The organism is Fibrobacter sp. UWB5 (assembly GCF_002210295.1).
In the GTDB taxonomy this organism is placed as follows: Bacteria; Fibrobacterota; Fibrobacteria; order Fibrobacterales; family Fibrobacteraceae; genus Fibrobacter.
The window spans coordinates 48470-71275 of the sequence record NZ_MWQH01000011.1 but is presented as its reverse complement, the minus strand read 5'-3'; the positions used below and the strand labels follow the sequence as shown (position 1 = coordinate 71275).

General features: G+C 51.0%; 23 protein-coding genes and 1 pseudogene. 9 read left to right on the top strand and 15 right to left on the bottom strand.

Annotated features, from left to right (window positions below; genetic code table 11):
- Window positions 1-104: 104 nt before the first annotated feature.
- From B7989_RS14260 to B7989_RS12995, 4 genes are all read right to left on the bottom strand, one after another.
- Entirely contained in the window at window positions 105-227 is a 123-nt protein-coding gene (locus B7989_RS14260) for a hypothetical protein (RefSeq protein WP_255406459.1), read from the bottom strand.
- A gap of 16 nt (window positions 228-243) precedes the next feature.
- Window positions 244-1191 carry a hypothetical protein gene (locus tag B7989_RS13005; protein ID WP_088628899.1) on the bottom strand — a complete coding sequence of 316 codons (948 nt, stop codon included), beginning with the start codon at window positions 1189-1191 and terminating at the stop codon, window positions 244-246.
- A gap of 153 nt (window positions 1192-1344) precedes the next feature.
- Window positions 1345-2121, bottom strand: coding sequence for a co-chaperone YbbN (locus B7989_RS13000; RefSeq protein WP_088628898.1), 777 nt, complete (start codon window positions 2119-2121; stop codon window positions 1345-1347).
- Between the two features lie 42 nt (window positions 2122-2163).
- A complete protein-coding gene (locus B7989_RS12995; RefSeq protein ID WP_088628897.1) occupies window positions 2164-2547 on the bottom strand; it encodes a (deoxy)nucleoside triphosphate pyrophosphohydrolase in 384 nt (127 codons plus the stop codon).
- 73 nt (window positions 2548-2620) lie between these two features.
- Here B7989_RS12995 and B7989_RS12990 point away from each other — a divergent pair, with 73 nt between their 5' ends.
- Window positions 2621-4507: an FISUMP domain-containing protein gene (locus B7989_RS12990; RefSeq protein WP_158212927.1), complete on the top strand. Its 1887-nt coding sequence runs from the start codon at window positions 2621-2623 to the stop codon at window positions 4505-4507.
- A gap of 50 nt (window positions 4508-4557) precedes the next feature.
- Here the strand turns inward: B7989_RS12990 and B7989_RS12985 are convergent, their stop codons facing one another.
- Window positions 4558-5325, bottom strand: coding sequence for a hypothetical protein (locus tag B7989_RS12985; RefSeq protein ID WP_088628895.1), 768 nt, complete (start codon window positions 5323-5325; stop codon window positions 4558-4560).
- Window positions 5326-5328: 3 nt separating this feature from the next.
- Window positions 5329-6027 carry a hypothetical protein gene (locus B7989_RS12980; protein WP_088628894.1) on the bottom strand — a complete coding sequence of 233 codons (699 nt, stop codon included), beginning with the start codon at window positions 6025-6027 and terminating at the stop codon, window positions 5329-5331.
- 161 nt (window positions 6028-6188) lie between these two features.
- Between B7989_RS12980 and B7989_RS14385 the strand changes: the two are divergent.
- Both B7989_RS14385 and B7989_RS14380 read left to right on the top strand, forming a co-directional pair.
- Window positions 6189-6548 (top strand): annotated as a pseudogene (locus B7989_RS14385) (Gfo/Idh/MocA family protein); the annotation flags it as partial.
- Window positions 6549-7187: 639 nt separating this feature from the next.
- Window positions 7188-8090 (top strand): TolB family protein, encoded by a 903-nt coding sequence (locus B7989_RS14380; RefSeq protein WP_369829070.1) that lies wholly within the window; start codon window positions 7188-7190, stop codon window positions 8088-8090.
- 13 nt (window positions 8091-8103) lie between these two features.
- Here the strand turns inward: B7989_RS14380 and B7989_RS12970 are convergent, their stop codons facing one another.
- Window positions 8104-9102 carry a hypothetical protein gene (locus tag B7989_RS12970; RefSeq protein ID WP_233144429.1) on the bottom strand — a complete coding sequence of 333 codons (999 nt, stop codon included), beginning with the start codon at window positions 9100-9102 and terminating at the stop codon, window positions 8104-8106.
- A gap of 85 nt (window positions 9103-9187) precedes the next feature.
- On the opposite strand from B7989_RS12970, the gene B7989_RS12965 reads away from it, so the two are divergent.
- Window positions 9188-10198: a hypothetical protein gene (locus B7989_RS12965; protein ID WP_088628892.1), complete on the top strand. Its 1011-nt coding sequence runs from the start codon at window positions 9188-9190 to the stop codon at window positions 10196-10198.
- A gap of 65 nt (window positions 10199-10263) precedes the next feature.
- Window positions 10264-11643, top strand: coding sequence for a sodium:solute symporter (locus tag B7989_RS12960; protein ID WP_088628891.1), 1380 nt, complete (start codon window positions 10264-10266; stop codon window positions 11641-11643).
- A gap of 10 nt (window positions 11644-11653) precedes the next feature.
- On the opposite strand, the gene B7989_RS12955 is transcribed toward B7989_RS12960, so the two are convergent.
- Both B7989_RS12955 and B7989_RS12950 read right to left on the bottom strand, forming a co-directional pair.
- Window positions 11654-12232 carry a M48 family metalloprotease gene (locus tag B7989_RS12955; RefSeq protein WP_088628890.1) on the bottom strand — a complete coding sequence of 193 codons (579 nt, stop codon included), beginning with the start codon at window positions 12230-12232 and terminating at the stop codon, window positions 11654-11656.
- Window positions 12233-12237: 5 nt separating this feature from the next.
- Complete coding sequence (locus tag B7989_RS12950; protein WP_088628889.1) at window positions 12238-14115, bottom strand: DUF4954 family protein; 1878 nt, start codon at window positions 14113-14115, stop codon at window positions 12238-12240.
- A 28-nt stretch (window positions 14116-14143) separates the two neighbouring features.
- Here B7989_RS12950 and B7989_RS12945 point away from each other — a divergent pair, with 28 nt between their 5' ends.
- A complete protein-coding gene (locus B7989_RS12945; RefSeq protein ID WP_088628888.1) occupies window positions 14144-14596 on the top strand; it encodes a hypothetical protein in 453 nt (150 codons plus the stop codon).
- A gap of 2 nt (window positions 14597-14598) precedes the next feature.
- Complete coding sequence (locus B7989_RS12940) at window positions 14599-15819, top strand: glycosyltransferase (protein WP_088628887.1); 1221 nt, start codon at window positions 14599-14601, stop codon at window positions 15817-15819.
- On the opposite strand, the gene B7989_RS12935 is transcribed toward B7989_RS12940, so the two are convergent.
- The 5 genes from B7989_RS12935 to B7989_RS12915 all read right to left on the bottom strand — a co-directional run bounded on the left by B7989_RS12935 (window position 15786) and on the right by B7989_RS12915 (window position 20105).
- Window positions 15786-16688, bottom strand: a complete 903-nt coding sequence (locus B7989_RS12935) for a hypothetical protein (protein ID WP_144265077.1) — start codon at window positions 16686-16688, stop codon at window positions 15786-15788. The genes B7989_RS12940 and B7989_RS12935 overlap by 34 nt on opposite strands.
- A gap of 11 nt (window positions 16689-16699) precedes the next feature.
- On the bottom strand, window positions 16700-17788 hold the full coding sequence (locus tag B7989_RS12930) for a hypothetical protein (protein ID WP_088628885.1): 1089 nt from the start codon (window positions 17786-17788) through the stop codon (window positions 16700-16702).
- Window positions 17788-18249, bottom strand: a complete 462-nt coding sequence (locus B7989_RS12925) for a hypothetical protein (RefSeq protein WP_144265076.1) — start codon at window positions 18247-18249, stop codon at window positions 17788-17790. Before B7989_RS12925 ends, B7989_RS12930 begins: the two co-directional genes overlap by 1 nt.
- Window positions 18250-18259: 10 nt before the next feature.
- Window positions 18260-18727 (bottom strand): hypothetical protein, encoded by a 468-nt coding sequence (locus tag B7989_RS12920; protein WP_088628883.1) that lies wholly within the window; start codon window positions 18725-18727, stop codon window positions 18260-18262.
- A gap of 130 nt (window positions 18728-18857) precedes the next feature.
- Window positions 18858-20105: a metallophosphoesterase gene (locus tag B7989_RS12915; RefSeq protein WP_088628882.1), complete on the bottom strand. Its 1248-nt coding sequence runs from the start codon at window positions 20103-20105 to the stop codon at window positions 18858-18860.
- Between the two features lie 49 nt (window positions 20106-20154).
- Here B7989_RS12915 and B7989_RS12910 point away from each other — a divergent pair, with 49 nt between their 5' ends.
- Window positions 20155-20469 carry a DNA polymerase III subunit beta gene (locus tag B7989_RS12910; protein WP_073057116.1) on the top strand — a complete coding sequence of 105 codons (315 nt, stop codon included), beginning with the start codon at window positions 20155-20157 and terminating at the stop codon, window positions 20467-20469.
- Between the two features lies 1 nt (window position 20470).
- Entirely contained in the window at window positions 20471-22264 is a 1794-nt protein-coding gene (locus B7989_RS12905) for a penicillin-binding protein activator (protein WP_088628881.1), read from the top strand.
- Window positions 22265-22359: 95 nt separating this feature from the next.
- Here B7989_RS12905 and B7989_RS12900 read toward each other — a convergent pair whose 3' ends face one another.
- Entirely contained in the window at window positions 22360-22575 is a 216-nt protein-coding gene (locus B7989_RS12900; RefSeq protein WP_088628880.1) for a hypothetical protein, read from the bottom strand.
- Window positions 22576-22806 lie beyond the last annotated feature (231 nt).

The window sequence follows — 22806 nt, the reverse complement described above, 5'->3', positions numbered from 1 at the left end:
AAAAGAGGCTAAAATGAATATTTTATTTATATTACATGTAAAATAAAAAAACAAGACAAATTACTTTGCCTTGTTTTGCTAAACCTTGAACGGAGGCTTATATATTAGCCGAGTTCGTCGCAGTATTCGCCGTCTTGGCATTCTTCGCTACTACCGGCGAGCAAGCAAGCCTGAGCTTCGAAATCTACAATTTCCATTTTCGGTGCTTTATATTCTTTCTTTTCCATAACCAACCTTTAATAATTACTTTTGAACTTTGGTGTTGCCGATGAACATGCCCTTGTTTTGGGGCTTGCTATTGAGTTTGCGACCCTTGAGGTCAAACCAACCGTTCACCTTCACGATTTCGCCCGTGGCCATGTTCCATTTTGCAAGGCGGGTAGTGCCATTATTCTTGTCGATGAGCTTCACGCCGATCGTTTCGGGCAGCTCGACTTCAGTGGATTCGACGGACTTTTCGAGGGCCTTGTCACCCTGGTAAAGCAGGTAAGCGCGGAGAGGCGGAACAAAGGCGCCTGCACCCACCTTGGTGAACTGGCCGGCTTCTACCTTGCCCTTGGTCTTTGCGGCATAGCCATAGACCTTGCCCAAGTCGGCATGGTCCTTGTCCCAGCGGATAAAGCTATAAGAGCCGCGCATGAGCCAGTCGCCCTGATTGCTGACTTCGCTTCTTAATGTAAGCTCGACGGAGGTCTGCGTAGAAGCGGTCACGCCGGTAGCCGTGAATTCGATTTCCTTGATGCCTTGGCATTCTTCCTTGTCGGTATCGGTGATCATCAGCATGGGTCTGTGTGCGGCGCCGTTGTCGATGTCGTGCTTTTCGGCGGTAACCCACATGCCGTTTTCGTCTTTGCCGTAGCTGAGGGGTTCGTACAGGTCAATGCATTCGTTTGCGGACTGGTAATCGGCCGGCAGAGTGATGGTCGAGTTGGCGGCAAGAGCCGTGCTGCGTTCTACAATAATTTTGAAATTGCCATTCTTATTATTGCTGATACAGTTCGCGGCATTGTTATCGACTTCGACTTTTGCGTTTTCGTCGTTGATCGATTCCAGATAAAGCGTGTTATTGGACTTGTAGAATGCCCCACCCACAAAACTGCAAGTCGGATCTCCTTCGGGTCTTGCGGCCCAGGCGCTAGAGATTAAACTTGACATAACCACAATCGTGGTAGCAAGAACTTTGTTATTCATATTTCCTCCAAATTATTTTGGCGCGCCCAAATATAGAAAAATATTCTTAATTACAACTTATTTTTTTATTGCAACTAAGATAAAAATTTGGAAACAAACTAAAAGGCAACCAGAAAAATCCGGTTGCCCTTCTATAATGATACTTGCTAAAGGCTATTTACAACTGAAGCCTTGCAGCTCAAGCCCGGCGCGCATTTCGCCATAGGTCGAGGTGCGCTTCATGTCCATCGCCTTCATGAATCGGCAATCGTTGTCGATATGAATTTGCAAGCCCGTGAGGGTGGTGGTGACTTCGCCCTTGCCGCTTGCGCGCATTCTTGCGATAATGTCTTCGCGGTGGTCTTCCATTTCGGGCGGAATGAATACGTCGGTCACGATGTCGACATTCTTGATTTCGGTTTCGCCGAATTCGAACGAGATAGTCACCAGGTTCTTGAGGCCGTTAAACTGTCCGTTGACCTTGCAAACAAGGTTTTTGGGCGAATTCTTGGATTTCTTGGTGTTTTTGGCGGTGCTCTTCTTGGGCGTATACTGCATGGCGGCAAAGATTTCTTCTTCTTTGACGACGCCCACGAGGCGGTTCACGATTTTGCCGTCTTTAATCAGGAAGAACGTGGGGAATGCCTGAATGGGGAGTGTTGCCTTGATTTTGTCGATGCCCGGTTCGTCGATACCTACCGAGGCGACCTTGATGTCGCTATAGTTTTTAGCGATACCGATGAGTGTGGGAATCATGACGAGGCAGGGCGGGCAGCTGGTCGAAGAGATTTCGAGGATGACCGGCGTTTTGGATTTCATGATTTCTTTTTCGAAATTACTGTCGTTCACCTTGACGATTTTGATGTCGTCTGCAGCGTTTGCAGTGGTGAAGGCGCCTGCAGCAAGAATTGCGGCTGCGGCAAAAGTCACGATGTGTTTCAGGATGTTCATGACAATAAAATAGCAAATTGCTTGAGTGATAGAAAAAAGCTATTACGCTTCAATGGCTTCGACGACTTTGATGTCGGCGGGCAGCCAGTCGACGGAATGCAGTTCTGCAGGGGCGAGCCATTTGGCCGCCTCGTGCTCCAAAAGTTCTGGCGCCTTGCCGCCGGCAATCGTGCAAAAGTAGCAGTGCATGGTCAGGTGGAAGGCGGGGTAGTCGTGTTCCACGGTGCAAAGAAATTTACCCACGTTCACTTGGATGGCGAGTTCTTCTTGGAGTTCGCGCTCGAGCGCCTGCTGCGGGGTTTCGCCGCTTTCCATTTTGCCGCCAGGGAACTCCCAGAACCCCTTGTGTTCGCCGTAGCCGCGTTGCGTGGCAAAAATCTTGTTGCCATCTTGAATGATTCCTGCTACAACTTCGATATGTTTCATGAAGCCAAATTTATGTAAAATTTTTACGGGAGAGGTCTTGAGCAGCCCTTTTTTTGGTTATTTTATATCTAGTATGAAAAGGTTTTTGTGGATTCTTGCAATTTCATTATTGCTTTTTGCATGCGGTGACGATTCATCGTCCGGTTCTTCTGAACAAGTTGAACCTCTAACTCCGCAGGAGCAAATTGACGATACTACTACAACGTCGCCAGTGGGGGATACTTCAGACAGTTTTACTGACCCGCGTGATGGTAAAACCTACAAGACCGTTACCATGGGCAAGCTGACATGGATGGCCGAAAACCTGAACTATTCTGACGAAAAAATTGGTCAAGGTGATGAGAGATACACTTGGGCCGAAGCGCAAATTGCATGTCCCGATGGATGGCATTTGTCGGATTTTGATGAATGGGTAGCAATAGATGACTGGGTGTGGAAGCATTTTTGGGCAGATTCGTTGGAAGAAAAATGTCCTAATTGGGCCTTAAAATCTACAACTGGTTGGGATAATGATACTATTGATGGTGAGATTATTGTTGGTAATGGAGGAAATACCGTGGGGCTTAATTTAAAGCCTATGGGGATTTGTGAAGGTTCTGAATGTCGTTATTTGGGTCGCATTGCTGCATTTTGGATTCAAATGATCGATTCACAAGATGAACTTGGCGATTTGTACTTTTTCCATATATCTACGTCTGGTTATAATAGCAGCATTGAACGTGACGCAAGGTTGAATGTCCGCTGCGTAAATGATAAGAATACCGTATACGAATCGCTAAGTAAGTGTACCCGTGAAAGAGAAGGAGTCGTTGCAAAAGTGGGTTCAGAGTATTATAAATGCAAAGACCTGGTTTGGGTGACTCCGACGCTAAAAGAAAAACTTGATTTTGCACTAGGCGAATGCAACTCGGCTAATGCGAATAAGCGTTACCCGTTACAGGATTCTGTTTTTATGTGTGCTGTATGGAATGGAGGTTCCGATTATAGATGGAACTACACTCCAGAAGATTCTGCATTTATAGAATGCGCCGCTAAAGGTGACACGCTGTGCGAAGTTGGAGTAGCGAAAGATTTGTATGTAATGAAGAATGGATATTGGAAAAAAGCATACGTGTCGGATGTTTTTGGGGATTGTACCGAAGATCGGATAGGAGAAATTGTGAAGCTCGGTAGGGTAGATTACATTTGCCGAGAAAGTTGGGATATGGCTAATAGCATTGAAGTTGAGTTTGGCGCTTGTGACGATTCAAAACTGTACGATACGCTCAATTTAGGTGCTAAATATATTTGCGTGGATCACAGTTGGCGCCTTGCGACAAGAATAGATGATGAGCTTGGCTTTTGCTTTGATGATGGTGCGGTTGGAGAATATGATGGCCACAAATACATATGTGATGCAAAAGATCACAAATGGTATTACGAGATGATTGATGAACGTGATGGGCAGAAATACAAGGCCATATGGGTAGAATTTGAGTGGGATGCCGACGAACTCGTGATGGCTGAAGATCTCAAGTTTGGCGGCGACAGCTTGTATACTTGGGCCGATGCTCAGACGGCTTGCCCTGATGGATGGCATATCCCTTCGGATGCTTTTGTGCGAAAGCTGAGAAATGAGATTCACAACAACAAAGGCCTTACAATCTCGACTCGCACATTGATGTCGCAATCAGGTTGGAAAGTTAACGGGTCTAATTGGTCGGGCATGAATTTGCAGCCTAATGCAATTGATACGATAAAAACGTATGTGTATGACGGAGTGAAGGATACTAGTTATTATGTTCATGATAACTATAAATTGAATTCCTGGTTCTGGTTATCGGACGAAGAAGGAAGTTATGCAGGAATTCAAGAAAGGGTCGATGAAAACGGCGAAGAAGATTATGTGATGTTCAGACTTGACATTAGTGATTTTGATACTCCCGTAGAAAAAGCCGCAGTCCGTTGCATCAAGGAATAAAAAATGGCGGCCATCGGGCCGCCCATAATATTATTTAGTATAGTTTTTGATTATTCATCATCATCTTCAGAAACATTGTGAGTTTCCTGATACGATTGGTAACGCTCTTTGTAATTCGGGTCGGTGATCGGGAAGTCTTCCGGGTGGTTTAGGCAAGAATCCAATAGAGCCCTGATATCGTGGAGGGACTGCTCGTAGATTGAATCGTATACTTGGTTGTAACGTTCTTGCTGCTTTTTGTACGTATTTAGAGTTTCTATATAATCACTTTCTTTGGGGTGAACGGTGCCGTCGCTGCATTCGATTTCTATAGCAATAGAATCATTGCTTACGTAATTTTTTTCGTTGGCCCATGGGTTAGATTTATAGTTTGCAATTGTGTCGATCATTTCTATGAGGCAGTAAGGTGTGCTGTCGGGGTAAAGCCCGAATTCATTGCTTTTGTAGTGGAGTTGAGCGACTGTATCTTTAAGAATGCGATAAAAAGTGGTATTTGCCAAATAGGTACCTCTTCGCCAGGCAAGCAATTCTGGAAGAGACATAATCGTTGCATTGAAATTTTCTCTGGGAATCCACTTTGAATCGTGACATGAATATTCGGTGGTGTCCACAACGGAATCGGTTACGGTTATAGAAGGGACTTCGACTGAATCTTCTGGTATTACGGGAGTTGTTTCAACGGGTGCCGTAATTTCAGGGGGAACTGTAGCGGAAGTTTCTGCCGGTGCTGCAGGGGTGCTTTCGGAACTGTCCCCGCAGTTTACCATGAACAATGCTGCGGCAAAAAACAAGGCTGTTTTGAACATTGTCATATTCATGGTTTATTCCTCGGTTTCCTCAGCTTCCTCAGCTTCTTCCGGCTGATTAATGCAGGAGTCTAGCTGACTTTGGAGTTCGGCGAGCCTTTTTTCGTATAACTGCCTGTATGTCTCGTCGAAGATGACACGATTCTTTTCGTATGTTTCCAGGTCTTTTTGGTAGTTAAGGTATTCCTCGTTGGCGTATGTTGTGCCGTCGTCGCATACGAATTTTGTCGCGACAGAATCGTTAAAGAAGGCTATGGAACCATACGCAAAGACAGGAGTCTCAAGTGTATCGATCATATCTTGAAGACATTCTGGAGAATATACTCCAAAAATTTCATTGTAATTCCCGCCATATTCTATGTCGTCGTGAATCTTTATTTGTGCGTTGCGGTCGGCGCTCCTTGTTGCAGCCTTGACAGGATCGTCCATTATATCTGAGCTCAAGGACATCTTTTGAATTTTTTCGGCTTCGCGGCATTGCGGAGATGTGTTGGAAACGCTGTCAACCTTGTCGGTTTCGTTGCGTTGTAAGGAGTCGCTAGGTACACGTTCTTCCGTGGAATCATTGTGAATGATTGTTTCTGTGGATTCGTTTGGAATATTGGTTCCCGGAGCTACGGTAGGACTACTTGAATTTGAGTCGTCGCTGCAGCTTGCCCAAAAGAGAGCCGTTGATACAAGAAAGAGTCTTTGCAGACACTTGTGGATATTCATGAGAAAATCCTCCTTTTTGTGCTTTGGGAAACCCTACCATGAAATATACATATTCTTTTACCCCAAAGACCATCTTGTATACACTTGAATCCACTTGGTAGAGGGCTGGGTGTAGCCTGAAATCGACAATAAGTCTATATTCATTGTAAAGAGGTTACGCAATGAATAAATCGGTTCTCAAGTTTGCAATTCTCGGTTGTGGGCATATTGCGACCAAGATGGCGGCAGCTGTCAAGGCGCTCGAAAGTCGCGGTATGGGGGTAGAGGCGTATGCGGTGGCATCGCGTACTTTAGAAAAGGCCCAGAAGTTTGCGGCCGATTACGGATTCAAGCGCGCGTACGGTAGCTATGCAGAACTTGCCGAGGATTCCGATGCCGACCTGATTTACATTGCGACTCCCCATTCCGAACATTTTAACGACATAATGCTTTGCCTTAAGCATGGCAGGAACTTGCTTGTCGAAAAGGCGTTTACGGCGAATGCACTGCTTGCTTCGCAGGCGATTGCCCTTGCCGAAGAAAAGGGAACCTTCCTTTGTGAGGCCATGTGGACTCGATTTTTGCCGGCAGTGCAAATGGTGCGCGACTGGATTCTGTCGGGTAAGATTGGCCGCGTTCATGGTGTGGAGGCGGAATTCTCGATGCCTCTTTCGCATATCGAACGTTTGCGCAATCCGGCGCTTGCGGGCGGTGCGCTTTTGGACTTGGGCATTTACAGCCTGACTTTTGCAGACTTGTTCTTGACGGACCCTGAAATCGGCGGGCAGGGCAACCATATCGTGCAGACAAAGAGTGCCTGCGTCAAGTTCCATACGGGTGTTGATGCCACGGACTGGATTGACTTGGCTTATGCGAACGGCCAGGTGGCTCACCTCAAGACGTCGATGGTGGCGCCGCTCAAGAACGACGGCACGATTTTTGGCACGGAAGGCTTTATTCGCGTGCAGAACTTGAACGACATGGTTGAAATCCAGTTGTTCGATGTAACGGGCGCGCTTGTGGAATCGGTGACTCCGCCGCGCATTGAAAACTGCTACGAGTACGAAGTGCTGGGTTGCAAGGCGGCGCTCGAGAAGGGCCTTAAGGAATGCCCCGAGATGCCGCATGCAAAGACCATGCAGATGATGACGCAGATGGACAAGCTCCGCGAAAGTTGGGGAGTGTCTTACCCGTTCGAACAGAGCCCGGGCGAAGTCTGGGATCGTTCTGGCAACAAGTCGTTCTTGCAGGTTTACGATATCGAAACGGGCAAGACGACGTTGCTCAAGGAATTTGACAAGGTGATCGAGGCGCCGAACTGGAGTGCCGACGGGAAGTTCTTGACTTACAACAGCGAAGGCCGAATTTACAAGTACGAACTGGAGAGCGGCTCGATTACCGAAGTGCCGAGTTTCTTTGTGGACAACTGCAATAACGACCACGTGCTCGCTTCTGACGGTTCGGGCCTTTATGTAAGCCACCACACCAAAGAAGACGGCCTTTCTCGCATTTACAGGGTTTACTTTGATGGCCGCATGCCGGAACTGGTGACGCCTCTTGCGCCGAGTTACTTGCACGGCATTACGACTGATGGCAAGACGCTAGCCTACTGCGCCGAACGCAATGGCGAATACGACATTTACACGATTCCTGCCGCGGGCGGTAACGAGACGCAGCTGACAAGCGCGCTCGGGTTAAATGACGGCCCGGAATACGACTGCGACGGCGAATACATTTGGTTCAATTCGGTGCGCACGGGCCGCATGCAGGCTTGGCGCATGAAGGCCGACGGTTCCGAACAGACGCAAATGACCGACGACCCGCATTGGAATACCTGGTTCCCGCATATTTCGCCGGACCGCAAGAAGGTGGTCATGATCGCATATCACGAAAGTGATGTGCGCCCGGGCGACCATGTTCCGAATAAAGATGTCGAAATCCGCCTGATGACAGGCAGCGATGCAAGCGGCTGGAGCAAGCCGCGCACGTTGTTGAAATTGTTCGGCGGTCAGGGCACGATTAACGTGAATTCCTGGGCGCCCGATAGCCAGAGGTTCGCTTTTGTGAGCTACGCCTTGGAATAAACAATCCGCTAGTCTATAATTTCTTGCTGGCCTTGGCGCGTTCTGCCTTTACGGTTTGTACCGCTGCCTTGAGCGCATCCTTTTTGTCCTGTTCCTCTTCCGGCGTGGGCTTTGTATCTTCCAAAAGGCGGTCGGCCCATTCGTCCCAGAAACGGCAGCGTTCGCCTTCAAGTTTCATCTTGGCAAACTTGACCGGTTCGGTTTCGACGGCAAGCGTCACGACCGATTCCTTGTAGGCCTGCGGAAGGCCTGCCACGTGCGCCATGCGCTGCTTGAGTTCGGCCACGGTGGCATCCAGAATATCGACTTCGAAACGGCGCTCGATATAGCGGCGGGTAATGAACCCGAGTGCCATAAAGTAGTCGCCCTGGTTCCCTTCGGCGAGGTAATTCTTCTGACGGAGTTCCTTGAGGGCGAGCACCGCTTCTTCGTACGGCGGGAGCCTCGGGGCTTCGCCACGCTTGGCAAACTTTTTATGCAAGAACCAGCCGAGGAACACGAGCAACAGCACGCCTACCACAATCAGCACGATGTAGAGCCACTGCGGGAGTCGCGGGTCGTCGAGCGGGTCTTCGACTTCGATAATGTCTTCTTCTTCGCCGGTGGTGCGGGTAGAAACCTTGACGGCCACGGGGTCGGTGCTTACCTTGACGGTGTCGCTACCGACGACGGCGTTCACTTGCTGCGGTGCGATCAGGAAGTCGCCGCTCACGAAGGTGTTGAGCGTTGCGAGCCAGGTGAATTTGGCGGTGCCCTTGGGCATGCCTTCGGTCACCTTTTCGTTCTTCATTTCCTTGACTTCGAAACTGCCGAGGTTTCCGACAAAGCTCGGCAAGTCGACGATTGCGTTTTCGGGGGCCACTACCTGGATTTCGTAATTGAACATGTCGCCCACGAACACCTGGGCGTTATCGACGTTTGCCTTGACCGATACGTCGAAGGCGAGGGCGCTTGTGGCACAAAATGCGATTGCGGTAAAAAGAATTGCGAGAGAGCTAAAAATTCGAGACATATAAACCTCTGTGCTCAAGAATATACAAATTTTGGGGTATGCGGGGCAACTTGGGCGGGATGTTTATCTATATTCCCCAAGGCTTATGTCTTGGCGAAAAATTTGCAAGCTGGTGTTCGTAATGGTGCTGTTTGGCGCCGCGTTCGCCGTTGCCGCCGAAACCGCCGACAGCTCGGCAGTCAAGAAAGATTCCGTTGCCGTGGCCGATAGCACTGGGCTCAAGACTTCGCGCGAGGGCGTGTTTTCGATTGCCGCTTTGTTGTTGCCGCATAATTCGCTCAGGAATTCAGAGACCTTGCACAACTGGCCATTCTTCGCGTTTGCGGTGCCCGCGTACACGTACCATTTTAAGGTGCAACAGGATTTCGGCAAACTGCTGAGCTTTAAGGGCCTGGCGGCAGGCGATGTGAACTTTGCCGGGGTTGGCCTAAAACTGGATGCCGCAATTGAATTGATGCACTTGCTGGAACTTGGCGCCGAAGCAAATACGGGGACGGCGCTGAACTATGGCGAAACCGCGACATTCATGGGCGTGTACGATACTGAAAAAAGGAACTACCGGCAAGATGCCATGTTTACGCAGTACGCATATGGCATGCGTTACCATACGGCGCTCACGATTCCGCTGCTCGCGTTCTTGCCCAAGAGCGACTGGACCAAGATTATTCTGAAGGGAACGGCGGAACTCAAGTATTCTGCGTATACAGGTGCAGACGATAAAGAGGTGTGGAAGGCCGGCAACGAAAACATGGTGAACGGATTCAAGTACAAGTACGGCGGTACGCTCATTTACATGATGCCGTTCGAGCGCGTGCCCATGGCGATGCTTTCGGTAAATGCGAGCGGCTTCAAGCACGAATATGATTTTGACAAGGCTTACAAGGATTACAATCCGGGTTTCATAACGGTGAGTATAACTCCGATGGCCTCGATTAAGGTAAGCGAAAAATGGAACGGCATGCTCATGGCGTCTGTCTCGCGCGACCGCAAGTTCGAAAATCGCCGCTACCCGACCACCGAAGAATTGCTGCAAAAGCAGGTGGGGAGCGAATGGGACTTGCGCACGGTCATGTTTGTCATGAGCCGGAAATTCTAGATTCACGTCATTGCGAGTCCCTGAAAGGGGCGAAGCAATCTTTAGCCTTTTTTTAAATTTTAAAAATGGAGATGCCCGCTGTTGCGGGCATGACAGAAAACATGAATATTGCCTTAATTATCTACTTGGTGTTTTTGATTGCGATTGCGGTGCGCAGTGCGCGGCGCGTAAAGGACATTCCCGATTTTTTCGTGGCGCGCAAAGGGGCGTCGGCGAAGGCGGTAGCCGGTAGCCTCGTGGCGACGATTCTTGGCGGGTCGGCCGTGATTGGCGCCGTCGATAGCGGCGCAAAACTCGGCGGGGCCGCGAGCTGGTTCATGCTAGTGGGTGCGCTTGGCCTGCTGGCGCTGATTCCGTTTGCGGGGCGTGCCTACAGCCATGGCAAATACGCTTTGCCGGACTTGGTTGAAAACTTGTACGGCAAGGGCCCGCGTCTGGTCGCTTCTTTCGTGATTCCGGTGGCGTGGACGGGCATTGTGGCTGCCCAGATTATTGCGTCGGCCAAGCTCCTGATGACGTTTACCTCGATGGGTTATACCACGGCGGCGATTGTGTCGGCGGCGGTGTTTACGGGTTACACGCTTGCGGGCGGCCAGGTTTCGATTTTGCGCACCGACTTTATGCAGGCATGCCTGATTATCGCGGGACTCTTGTTGCTTGCGGGCTTTGCGAAGTTTGGCGGCGGCGAGTTAGGCAGTGTGGTGGCAAGCGCCACGACGAGTGTGGCGCCCAAGTTCCCGTTCAATACGAATTTCACGCCGCTCGACTTGTTCCTTTTGATTCTCACTTACGGCACCACGTACACGGCGGGCCCCGACATTTACAGCCGCATGTTTTGCGCGAAAGATGCAGCAACTGCCAAGAAGGCGATCGGTATGGCGGCGTGCGTCTTGATTCCCGTTGCATTCGTAATCGGGTTCCTGGCGGTTTACGGCGTGAGCCTCGCAGGCGTGCAGGGCGCCCGCATTACGGCGATTGCCAATGCGGTATTGCCGCCAGCGCTTTTGCCGATATTTGCGCTTGCGCTTTTGAGCGTGGTGCTGAGCAGTGCCGATACCACGCTGTTGAGCAGTTCCATTATCATTAACGGGTTGTGCAGCAAGCCTTCGCTGCTCCAGGCCCGCGTGGTGATCTTGATGAACGGATTGCTTGCCTTGATTCTGGCGCTTGTATTTACCGATATCATCGGCACCTTGCTTTTGGCGCTTGCGGTTTATGCGGGTGCGTTTACGGTGCCGATTCTGTGGGGACTTTTGGGCCTTAAGGCTAAGCCCAAGTTTGTGGGGGCCGCCATTGTGGCGGGCGGAATCTTGGCGCTCGCGGGTAAACTGTGTCCGGCGTTACCGGGTTCGCTTGGCTCGCATACCGGGGATATCTTGATGATTGCCGCGTTCGTGGTGAATGCCGTGATTCTCGCATTGGGTCGCCGCCCGCGCGTGATTTAAGCCGTTTTGATTAAGCGGCTTTAATTTCTTTGTTCAAAATTTTTTGACTGCGAATGGCGACAGTCGGGTGTTCGCGGTAAATGACTGCGAACAATTTTGTGTACGGGATTTCGCTTTCGGCGAGGTTTCGCATGGCCGCCTTGGCGACTTTTTTGCCGAGTTTTTCGAAGGCGTAGCGGTCGGCTTCATATTCCTGGTGCCAGCAATATAAATGGAATAGAATGCGGAATGGGATTGCGGCCAGGTGTAACCACAAAACCGATTCCACAAGCGACATGCCGTGGCTTGCAAGCAAGAAGGCGAATAGCCACACGGCCAACAGCAACAGGGCGATTTTCGCGAGGTTCCGCAAAATGCCGTGACGCAGGCTCGCATGGCCTTCTTCGTGCTTTTTCACGAATTCGTTTTCGGCAGGCTCCTTGCGGTTTTCAGGCAGCGGCACGATGTCGTTCAATAGCGGAATCAGGCGCAGTACGGCAAAGATGCCGCCGCGCATTTGCGTCAGCCTGCGTTCGCGGATTTCAAGCACGAGGCGTGCCACGAATTCAATGGCAAGCAATAAGGCGAGTATCAGCGTGGCAGAACTCATCAGAGCTATTCGGGCTTGTTCGTTTTGGCAATAGAATTCAGGCGGCGCAACTTTTCTTCGACGCGGGATTTTTCCCATTCGGTGAAACCCTTGTCGATCGGGTGCGCGTTGTCGTAGTCGTCAAAAATCTGGCGGCCGCGTTCGTTGTCCTTGTCGAGTCCGTGCGTCACGCGTTCGTACCAGTCCTTTTCGAGCTGGCGGTAACGCTTGAGCAATTCGTCGAACGTTTCGGGCAAGCTCACGATGCGCATCACGTCCTTGTTCGCGTCGTTGGTGGCCATGCGGCGCATTTCCTTTACGGGTTGCGCTTGCAGGTTCTGGTCGTTTACGACTAGAGTGATAATCTGTTCGAGCGCGTAACGTTCCATGTATTCCTGGTACGTCTTGATCGCCTGCTGGCGAATGCGTTCGCGCATAAAGTTTTCGCCGAGGCCGTCGATGTGTTCCTTGGTGTAAATGTCGCGAATGGCATTTACTTGCAGGCGCTGGTAAGCGTCGTAAACGTAGCGCACGGTATCGGGGCTAAAGATGCTGTAGAAGGTGGCGGGCACAATGCCCTTGCCGCGCAGCGAATACTTGTAAAGGTTACGATCGAGTGCGTAGGCGTTGCGGGCGTAATTCCAGCCCGGCACGATTTCGTTCAGGCGCGGTGCCACTCCCACGAGTTGCGGGTCGCCCGGGCGAATCAGCGAGAACGGGAACTTCACGCGCTGCGGGAGCGTGGTGAGTCCGGTTGCAATCAGGGTGAAAGGCGATTCGCGGTAGTTCGCGGGGAACTTGATGTTCACGCCGAGGCCAAAGAACATTCCCTGGCCGGGCATGACTTCTTGGTCGGGCATACGGCCGGTGTGGTTGCTGCCCACGTTTGCGCCATAGCCGAGGTTCCCGCAGCCTTCGGGCCAGAGGGCTGCAATCAAGAGCGAGTGGTGGTGCATTTGGGTCATGGGGCCCACATAAGAGCTGTTGACTTCGCCTTCTTCGATATGGCAGCAGGGTGCAATAATCGAAGACTTGACGATGGCCTTGCAGGCGACCGTCGTGCGGCTCATGAGCACGGAGCCTTGAACTTCGGCACCGGTGTGAATGGTGACCGACTTTTGCACGTTCGAATTTTCGAGAATCACGGAATCGTAAACGTGGCTCGGTTCTTCGAGCGAAGAAAGCACCACGGAATTGCGGATTTTTTCGGCGCCCTCGATGCGTGCGTGGGCACCGATCCAGCTGTTACGAATGATGTTGGTGTTGCAGACGACGGCACCCTTGCCGACTACGCCGAACGGGAGTGCAGTCTCTTCGCGGTAGGCCTTGAGCTGTTCGTCGAAGGCTGCTGCGACTTCGGGGTCCGGCTTGTGGAACAGCTGCGCTTCGACCAGTTCCATGGTAATTTCGGGGAACACGGCGACTTTGCGGCCGCCCATTTCGTTACCCACGTGCATGGAGTTTCCGATCATGTAGCTGATTTTTCCGCTACTGATAATCGAGCCCACGTTCTGCACCACGGCGCTGCTGCGCACTAGAATGTTGCTGAGCATGGCCACCTTGTGGACCAGCGCGTTTTCGATAAAGCAATTGTGTACAAGGCTGTCGTAAATGCCTGTGGGGAACGACACGTCGCCCGGCAATAAAAGCGTTCCGAAGAATTTGGGCAGGTAGACTTCGCCCATGAACGACGAACGGATAATACGGTTCGGGTCGAAGTCGGCTTCGACCATGACCTTGTCCCAAGATTCGGAGCGGTTACCGTTCTTTTCAAGAATCTGGATTTCGTCTTCGGTCAGGTGGCGGTATTTTGCGGTTCCGGACCTGATTCCCTTGAAATTTTCGACGGAGGTCGCCAAAATGCTGTTCTTGAGCACTTTTTTCAATTTTAACAATCGCTGCATGTCGTAAAAATAGCCTAAATTTGGGTGGATGATGAAAGAGCTGCTCTATAATTTGATACGAAAACACAAGTATAGTATCTCGATTTATACCGAAGAGATCTTTGAAAGACGTTGTCAAGAAGAAATTATCCGCAGTGACGAGGATAACAGCTCGTTTGTATATCTGGAATTCGATTTTGAAACTCTGAAAAAGGAACTGCCCGACGAAAGCGAATACGCCCAGTTCTGGAATTCCATTTTTGCCGTATTGAGCAGTGGCAGCCGCGGAAGCGACATTGTCGGGTTCCTGGAACATGAATCGGGAATCGGCATGCTTTTGCTCGATTCTAAACTCGATGGCTGGCTGCGCGTGAAGGGCCGCATCGAACAGAAGGCCGATGCCGACAATAACGGGAAAATCAAGGCTATTTTGGACAAAGTTGTCAAGCCGATCCTTTACCCGGCTTGCATTCAGAACGTGCCCACGCCGGCGGCTGTGTAGTTATGGCAGAACAATCCGGCGTTCAAAAAGTTTTAGTCATCGGTTCGGTTTACCCGCGCTTTCACGAAGACGCCGAAGTCCCCTGGCTGCGAGCCTCGATTGCGCACCTCAAAAAGGCGGGCCTCGATATCCAGGTTTTGGCGCCTGCATACAAGGGTCTGAAGAGCCACGAAATCGATGGCGTGAAGGTCAACCGATTCCGTTACGCACCTGCAAGCTGGGAATTCTTGACCCACGAAGAAGGCGCTCCCAGCAAGATGGCGAACAAGCCCTGGTTGCAGCTTTTGGCGATTCCTTACATCATCAGCGGGTTCTTCAAGTGCATTAAAATCTGCCGCAAGTTCAAGCCCGACATCATCCATGCGCATTGGCCGTTCCCGCACGCCTACATTGCGCTCGGTGCCGCTAAGTTGTTCAAAATCCCGCTGGTGCTGAATTTCCATGGGGCTGAACTCCTGCTCATCCGCAAAAAGAAATGGGTCAAGCCGCTCCTTAAATTTGCAATCGGCCAGGCACAAGCCGTATTCGCAAATTCAAGTTTTACCGCCAGCAAAATCAAGGCCCTCCGCAATGTCGATGTCGAGTGGAGCCCCTATGGAACAACTTTGGAGACGGGGACGGGGAACGCCGAACCGCATGCAATAAACGGTAAGTTCAAGATTCTTTTTGTCGGGCGCCACATTGAACGCAAGGGCATTCGCTACCTGATCGAAGCGGCCAAGTACCTGCCCCGCGACCAGTTCGAAATCCGAATCGTCGGCGTCGGCGATTTAACGGATGAATTGAAGAAGTTGGCTTCGGAGTCTGCGACCCCGAATTCCGCCGAAATCATCTTCACCGGCAAGCTTTCGCCCGAAGCGCTCGCAAGCGAGTACAAGACTGCCAACGTCTTCACGCTCCCGGCGATTGTCGACAGCAAGGGCGACACCGAAGGCCTCGGCGTCGTACTCATCGAGGCCATGGAACTCGGCCTCCCGATTGTGGCAAGCAATGTGGGCGGAATCCCCGATGTCGTGATTGATGGCGAAACGGGAATCCTCGTTCCCGAAAAAGACCCCGAGGCCCTCGCAAGCGCCTACAAGCGTCTCGCCGCCGAGCCCGGACTCATAAAGCAATTACTCGCCGGCGCCCAGAAGCGCATCAACGAATGCTTTACCTGGGACGGAATCATCGAGCGTCAAATCGCGGTCTACAACAGATACCATTCCCATTCAAGGTCGTAGTTGCTGTTGTAATCTTCGTGCTCCATGACATCGGTGGATTTTAGGTATCCGATGTTCGATTTCGTAAAGCATTTTCCCGAAGAATAGTTGTCATGTTCCGAGATGTCCTCGTCGATGACTTTGGGGCAAATTTTAATCTGGTCCGTCCCCTTGTTAATCGTATAAGATTTGGTAACGGTGCCGCTCCATAGCCTAGTATCTTGTTTGTCGATAAAGGTGGTGGTGTTGATGGTTTGCCCTAAAACGCCGTCGCTGTAAGTGTAAATCGTGAACGAAACTTCCGGGTCGCCAGCGTTGTCTAAACCATCCCAGTTACTTGAAAGCTGCTTGTAATAGGTCAGGGTGACTTTCATCGATTTTGCGGTGGTCAAGTAGTAGACGGCGCTAGAGCTGCTTGATGTATAACGCGATGAACTGCTTGAAACATAGCTGCACCTGTATCCGTAATAAGAACAGCAATAGCTGTCGCTATAGGAACTGGTGCCCAAGCGGCATTTATCGGATTCACTCATGTAGCTGGAACTGCTGGAGTTATAGCACTGGAATCCGTATTGAGAACAGCAATAGCTATTGCTCTTTGTGCTCGTGCCTAAACGGCATTTTTCGTACTCACCCAGACTGGAGCTGCACTTGTATCCGTAATTGGAGCAACAATATGTGTCACTATAGGAACTGATGCCCATCTGGCATTTTTCAGATTCGCTCATGTAGCTGGAGCTGGAACGATGAGAGTTATATTCAGACTCTACGACTTCGTTATTTGCTTCGCGGTAGTTGGCGTCCAGATCGTCTTCGATGGAATCGAAGGGGTTCTCGTCACTACAGGCGGCGAAAAGAGCAAGAATTGCAAACAAGAAGATTTTTTTCATTTTCAATTCTCCTACCATGCAAAGTCAAGGCTAAGGCGCCAAGATTCGCCGAGTCTGTAGTTGATGTGTTCGTTGGAGTAGGTGACAGCGTTGATGCATACCACTTGCCATTGGATTGATACGTGACGCGAAATTTCAAGACCTGCGCCAACGAATCCTATGAATTCCCAGTCATCGGCAGTATAGGCTCCATCTGAACTGTTGAAATCACCAAAGTGATAGGACCATGGATCATAGTAGTCGTCGTCAATACTCCAGCTGATATTTGCATCGTATTCGACCCATGCGTAAATGGGTTTACGGATATGGGCGCTCAAGCTAATATAAGGGCTATACTTGAATGGCAGACCGAATCTGACTGTCAAGGGGATTTCGGCCATGATGTTATGGTAATCAATTGAAACGTCGTGGTGGTAGTAAAGAACATACCATCTGGCATCAAAATTGGATCCGTCAAGAGCGTAGCGTCCATGATGCCAAATACCATTTAAGCCAATCTGGAAAGAACCGGCGGAATAGAAATACCAACGCATAAAAAATCCCAAGTTGAGGCCCAAGTGATTGAATACTTCGTCGGCTTTTTTTACATCGTAATTGGCGACAGATACTTCCTGGAATTGCTCAAATCCAAGCGAAATGCCTTTATAGAAATTGCGTTCCTTTTTGTCGGAATTCACTTCCACGTGTTGCGGCGTTGTCGGCGCAATGATTGCAAGGCTTGTATCGGGAGCAGCTTCTTGAGTGGTGGTATCTTTAACTACGGTATCTTTAACGACAGAATCTTTTGCTGGCAAGGCGGTGGTGTCGACGACCATTGTGTCCGCTGTCGAATCCGCTGCTTGCAAGGTGTCGTCAGAAACCGTATCGACGAAAGCGGTATCGGCAGGAATGCTGTCGGTTGTAACGGTATCGCTTGGGACTTCGGAGATTTCGTCCTTAAGGCTCGAAATCATCTCGGAGCACTTGCAAAGCAGTTCTACCTTGGCGCAGGCCGGGGAATCGCTCTTGCCCATGCAGGATCCGCAAAATTCGATGCAGGTGTCGTTAGCGAAAACGCTAATTGATAAGAATAAAAGGTACGGGAGGATTTTATTTTTCATTATAGTGATGCTAAGATGATGACGAGTGCTAACACGATGCCGCCCCCAATGGCAACCCATATCCCCGTATTACTCTTTTCCTTCATTTCGTAAGAACCGTCGGCTTGCAGTTCGGCGGTGTATTCGCTGTCGCCCTTGTAACCGAAGTTGACGTTCATAATGGCGCCGTCTTTCTTTTTCTTTTTTTCCGGCGGCGGCGCAAAAGAAGCCTTCATGATAGGTGCGCTTGGAGCGGGCTCGACGGTTTTGCTCACGGCTTCGGGTTCTTCGGCTTGTGCGCTTTCATCGTCATTTACAACAGTTTCGCTGGACTCGTTGCATTGGCAAGTCTCGATGATTTCGGTGCACAATTCCGACTGTTCCTCGGCGCATTTTTTGCAGAACTCGACACAAGACGCGTCGTTCGATATTGCAAAGGCGAACGGCGCTATCAAGAGAATCGCTAGAATAAGTCTTGACATAGGAACCCCGCTAGTCAACGGCGATGAGGACGATGATGCCTGCTGTGGCCACAATACCGAGTATAATCAGCCAAACGGGGGTCGTTGTTTTCACGGTGTTGTTGTTGTCGACGACATTGTAGTCGTCTCTCGGACGGAGTCCGATAATGCGGTTGTTGACTACCAGGATTCCGACGAGTTCGGTGCGTACGCTCCACAAGTCGACGCGGTCCTTGTCGTTGGGCTTGAATTCACGGCCGTTGCGTGCGGACTTGTAAAGGTGGGGTCTGTAGTTGTACACGAATTCGACGGTGTCGCCGCGGTATTCGGTAAAGACCGGTGTGCCGAGAAGCGGAGCGATTTTTTGAATGTTCGGTTCGGCGAGAATGGTTTGCATATCATCGTCGTCGATCCAGTTTTCCTTTAAGTCGTAGGTCGCGGCGCAGCCGGTAAGAAGGGCGACGGCAAGGATGATTAAGGCGCGAATGGAATATTTCATAAAATGCTCCCTCGAAAAAAATCCGGATGGACTCCGGATTTTCACTAGTCTAATGTAAATATATCAAAACAATTGTAGAGGGTCAAGGCTTTATTTTAGTTATAGGTAAAACCTATAAATCGCCCTGCTGTTATTGATCGCTTGAATCGGCTTCTTTCGCCTTGAATTTGATGACCCAAATTTCGGAATCGCTCCCTAAGCGGACGGGCGGGCCCCAGCAATCGAAGCCGGAACTCACGAGCCAAAGCACGCCGCTGAGCGCACCCTTGCCGTAGGCGAGTTTCCATACGAAATCGATCAGGATGGTGACCGGGAAGAATTGGCCGTCATGCGTGTGGCCCGAAAGCGCGAAATCCGGAAGTCTGCCGGAATGCGTTTTCTCGATTCCCTTGGGCTGGTGGTCCAGCAAAATCCACGGGCGGTAAAGCGGAATCGTATCGTAAGTAATTGCAGGGGCGGCGGCAACGGTATCCATGGTCGAATCTTGTGCGGCAACCGTCCTTGTAGAATCTGCGAGAGAATCCGTAGTATCTTTTACGTGTTCCACGATCTTGATGGAATCGGGAATCAGTACGCCAAGGGGCTTGCGTTCAATGTCTCTGCCGCGGGCGACCATGTAGTCGGTACGGCCGGTAAAGCAGACGCCGCCCAGGCATGCGGTAGAATCGTCGAGCACCACGAAACCCACCTTGCGCATCCATTCTTCGGGGCTGTTGTCCGAGTTCGCCATGAACGCTTCGTGATTTCCATTGATGGCAACTGCCGCCACTTTCGCTCCGGCGGTCAGTTTTTTGAACAAACTATCGTAGCCCATGCGGTCCATCTTTTCGGTGGTAATGTCTGCCAAGTCGCCACCGAACAGCAAGTAGTCGGGCTTGATGGAATCGACTTGCGCAATAAGGCGTTCCAGCTTTTGGGCGTTGAACAGCGGGTCTACGTGAATGTCGCTAAAGAATATGGCGGTAAAGCTTTCGGTGTAAACGCCTGGCAAGTCGATAGTAAGCAAGTTCGTCTTGTATTCATCGTTGTGCTGCATGCCGTAGCCGATGAATATGAACGTGAATGCGCATGTGATTCCGAGCAGGTAGCGGCTCACGCGGCGCACCAGGTGTCTACTCAGGTGATGCGGTTGTGTAAAGTAATAGACGACTCTATAAAGTGTCCAGGGAATGTAAAGAATTAGAGAATTGGGGAGCCAAACTGCAAAAAAGGTAACAATTAAACTTCCGATAAGCGTAGAGCGCAAGAACATGCCCAAAAAGAGCACGAACAGCACGGCTGCGCCGATAATTTTACCTGTTTTACCTTTGGCGACGCTGCTGACGTTAATATAAATCAGCGCAAGGCCGATAAGCAGTATAAATAGGAACGCAATCATGTTTCAATAATAGCAAAACTTTTTTTGAGTTAACTATATTTGACCCCGTATGGCTTTATGTATTGAATCAGATCATTTGGAAAAGGTCCAGAGGATCTTGGCCCTCCATTTCGAAGGGCTCGAAGTATGGGCGCATGGAGCCCGTGTCACAGGAGTAGACCTTACTCCCGATACGGAACTGGAATTGGTGGTTATTTCCGATAGTCCCCTTTCTTTCGAGGCGATGACCGCCGTCGAAAAGGCATTTGTCGATAGCGGACTCCCGTTCCGGGTCGATGTCATGGACTGGGCTAAACTCCCTGAATCTCTCCAAAAACAAATCAAGAAAGAACACGACGTGGTTCAAGCCGCTGCGGAATCCTAGTATGAAACGTCTTTTACCTTTTGCTTTGGTGGCAATGCTTGCCGCTTCCGCTTTTGCCCAGGACGAAATTCGTGAGGCAAAGAATTTAATCCAGAATGGCCAGTGTGCCGAGGCGATTGCCCCGCTCCAGAAGGTCTACAAGTCCAGCTTCCGCAAGTCCTCGGGCGAAAAGGCCGCCGTGATGCTCACGGAATGCTACCTGCGCGAACACAAGCGCGACGAAGCCTTGAAGCTTTCTTCCCGTTTTTTGGAATACTACGTGAACACGATTTACCGCGAACGCATGGAACTGGCCAACGCCATCGTGCTGGTCGAAAAGGGGAATGTCTACGAAGGCGTGGAGGCCATGCTCCGCATTCTGGCCTACTCCAAGAACCCGGCCGCCCGCAGCCGCACCAAGGATGTCGCCATCCAGACGCTGGCCGCCTCTCTCTTGACTGCCGACCAGTTGCAGGCCCTTTTGGAAAAGTACCCGGTCGATAAGGACATCGTGGGCTGGATGCAGCTGCAGATCGGCCGCGAATGCCAGAACTCCAAGCGTTACAAGGCAGCCCGTTACTGGTACAAGAAGGTTGTGGCAGGCGGGGTGGCCGAAAACCTCTCCAACACCGCCGAGAAGGGGCTTGAATCTTTGGAAGACCGCGGCGCCGGTATGCCGACGGTCTTGGTGCTCGCACCGCTTTCGGGCGACTATGCCGAATTCGGCGCGGCGGCCATTCAGGGCGTGATTCTCGCCCACGAAAAGGCCGGACTCAAGGGCAAGGTGAACCTGCGCGTGGCCGATACCCGTGCTGACGCCGCCCAGGCGCTTCTCCGCACCCAGCAGGCCATTAACCAGGACAGCATTGTGGCTGTTATCGGCCCCATCATGAGTGCCCCGGCCGCAACCGTTGCCGCCTGGCTCGGCAGTAACTTCCAGAACATCCCGATGCTCACCCCGACCGCTACCGACGACGGTATCGCCAAGATGGGCCCGAACATTTTCCAGGTGAACATCACCATGGATAACCTCGCCAGAAGCATCGCCGACTTCGCGACCAAGTGCCTGAACATCCGCGAATACGCCATCTTGAGCCCGCTCGGTGGCTATGGCGCCTCGATGTCGCAGAGCTTTACCACCGCCGTCGAACGCCGCGGCGGTTCCGTGATCGCCTTCCGTAACTACGAAGAAGGCCGCCCCGACTACAAGACCGAATTCAGCCTGCTTCGCGATGTGCGCTTCAAGCAGATCAACCGCCGCCAGAACATTGCCCGCGGTGCCAGCGACCTCGACGCCGTGAACGCCAAGGAACGCCGCTTCTACATGCAGGACTCCACGTTCAATATTCCGGGCATCTTCATTCCGGCGACGAACCCGGGTGACGCTGGCCTCATGGCAGGCCAGGTGGCCTTCAACAAGATTTCGGGCGTGCTGCTCGGCGCCTCCGGCTGGTATGGCCGCGAGCTCCTGATCCAGGGCAAGCGCCAGGTCGACAGCTCCTACTTTAGCGTGCCCGCCATGGACATGGGCGGCAACAACGACGGCCTCAAGAAGTTTGTGAGCGACTTCAAGGAACGCTGGGGTGCAGAACCCGGCGAAGACAGGGTGAGCGGACTCAGCTACGACGCTGCCAACATCGTGTTCAGCTCCATGGCCAAGAACCCGAACAGCCTCACGAACCTGATCAACTACACTGCAAACTTCCACGGCGTGTACGGCGAAATCAAGTTCAAGCGCGGCATGAACATGAACACCAAGATCGTGACCGTGAACAAGGGCAAGTTCGAAACCGTCGAAGGCTGCCCGGCGAAATAGAGCTTAGTTGGTAGAACTTAGAACTTAGAATAGATATCAAAAAATTCCCGCAGCGGCGCGCTACGGGAATTTTTGTTTCTAGGAGGGAGAGAAATTCAGTCGTCTTCACAGGTGGGGCAAAGTGATGCCGCCACGTAGTCCGGGGAGTCCCCGTTGCGGTAATAGGCATGCAGGCTGTCGTCGTCCAGGAGGTCGTCCAGGTTCCCGCCGCCGGCAGCGTCGAGTTCTTCCTTGACGCGGGCCTTGAATGCCCTGAAGCCGGAGTGGATCATGTAGAATGACAATGCAGATGTTTTATGGAAAAGTTTCATAAGACCTCCGTCGCGTGTTATTCCTTTTTGGATTCCTGAATATTAAGGTTTTACATAACAGATTGTTGTTTATATGTTGATAACTTGTTGAACTTCTATACCAGTTATAGATAATTTTTCGTGCCCAGGCAATACCAAAAAAGCGTGTAAGGTTTAAGAAACATTTTCTTAAATTTGCCCAAATTCGCTTGAAAAAAGCACTTTTGTCCAAAATGTCAAAATCTAAATCGT

Excerpts from the sequence above, each read along its gene's own strand:
- B7989_RS12935 (WP_144265077.1), bottom strand. The coding sequence starts at position 16,688 with ATGAAAAAAATCTTCTTGTTTGCAATTCTTGCTCTTTTCGCCGCCTGT.
- B7989_RS12920 (WP_088628883.1), bottom strand. The coding sequence starts at position 18,727 with ATGAAATATTCCATTCGCGCCTTAATCATCCTTGCCGTCGCCCTTCTT.
- B7989_RS12950 (WP_088628889.1), bottom strand. The coding sequence starts at position 14,115 with ATGCAGCGATTGTTAAAATTGAAAAAAGTGCTCAAGAACAGCATTTTG.
- B7989_RS12965 (WP_088628892.1), top strand. The coding sequence starts at position 9,188 with ATGTCTTGGCGAAAAATTTGCAAGCTGGTGTTCGTAATGGTGCTGTTT.
- B7989_RS12925 (WP_144265076.1), bottom strand. The coding sequence starts at position 18,249 with ATGTCAAGACTTATTCTAGCGATTCTCTTGATAGCGCCGTTCGCCTTT.
- B7989_RS13005 (WP_088628899.1), bottom strand. The coding sequence starts at position 1,191 with ATGAATAACAAAGTTCTTGCTACCACGATTGTGGTTATGTCAAGTTTA.
- B7989_RS12930 (WP_088628885.1), bottom strand. The coding sequence starts at position 17,788 with ATGAAAAATAAAATCCTCCCGTACCTTTTATTCTTATCAATTAGCGTT.
- B7989_RS14260 (WP_255406459.1), bottom strand. The coding sequence starts at position 227 with ATGGAAAAGAAAGAATATAAAGCACCGAAAATGGAAATTGTAGATTTC.
- B7989_RS12995 (WP_088628897.1), bottom strand. The coding sequence starts at position 2,547 with ATGAAACATATCGAAGTTGTAGCAGGAATCATTCAAGATGGCAACAAG.
- B7989_RS12900 (WP_088628880.1), bottom strand. The coding sequence starts at position 22,575 with ATGAAACTTTTCCATAAAACATCTGCATTGTCATTCTACATGATCCAC.
- B7989_RS12945 (WP_088628888.1), top strand. The coding sequence starts at position 14,144 with ATGATGAAAGAGCTGCTCTATAATTTGATACGAAAACACAAGTATAGT.
- B7989_RS12980 (WP_088628894.1), bottom strand. The coding sequence starts at position 6,027 with ATGAATATCCACAAGTGTCTGCAAAGACTCTTTCTTGTATCAACGGCT.
- B7989_RS12915 (WP_088628882.1), bottom strand. The coding sequence starts at position 20,105 with ATGATTGCGTTCCTATTTATACTGCTTATCGGCCTTGCGCTGATTTAT.
- B7989_RS12985 (WP_088628895.1), bottom strand. The coding sequence starts at position 5,325 with ATGAATATGACAATGTTCAAAACAGCCTTGTTTTTTGCCGCAGCATTG.
- B7989_RS12970 (WP_233144429.1), bottom strand. The coding sequence starts at position 9,102 with ATGTCTCGAATTTTTAGCTCTCTCGCAATTCTTTTTACCGCAATCGCA.
- B7989_RS12955 (WP_088628890.1), bottom strand. The coding sequence starts at position 12,232 with ATGAGTTCTGCCACGCTGATACTCGCCTTATTGCTTGCCATTGAATTC.
- B7989_RS12940 (WP_088628887.1), top strand. The coding sequence starts at position 14,599 with ATGGCAGAACAATCCGGCGTTCAAAAAGTTTTAGTCATCGGTTCGGTT.
- B7989_RS12960 (WP_088628891.1), top strand. The coding sequence starts at position 10,264 with ATGGAGATGCCCGCTGTTGCGGGCATGACAGAAAACATGAATATTGCC.
- B7989_RS12990 (WP_158212927.1), top strand. The coding sequence starts at position 2,621 with ATGAAAAGGTTTTTGTGGATTCTTGCAATTTCATTATTGCTTTTTGCA.
- B7989_RS13000 (WP_088628898.1), bottom strand. The coding sequence starts at position 2,121 with ATGAACATCCTGAAACACATCGTGACTTTTGCCGCAGCCGCAATTCTT.
- B7989_RS12910 (WP_073057116.1), top strand. The coding sequence starts at position 20,155 with ATGGCTTTATGTATTGAATCAGATCATTTGGAAAAGGTCCAGAGGATC.
- B7989_RS12905 (WP_088628881.1), top strand. The coding sequence starts at position 20,471 with ATGAAACGTCTTTTACCTTTTGCTTTGGTGGCAATGCTTGCCGCTTCC.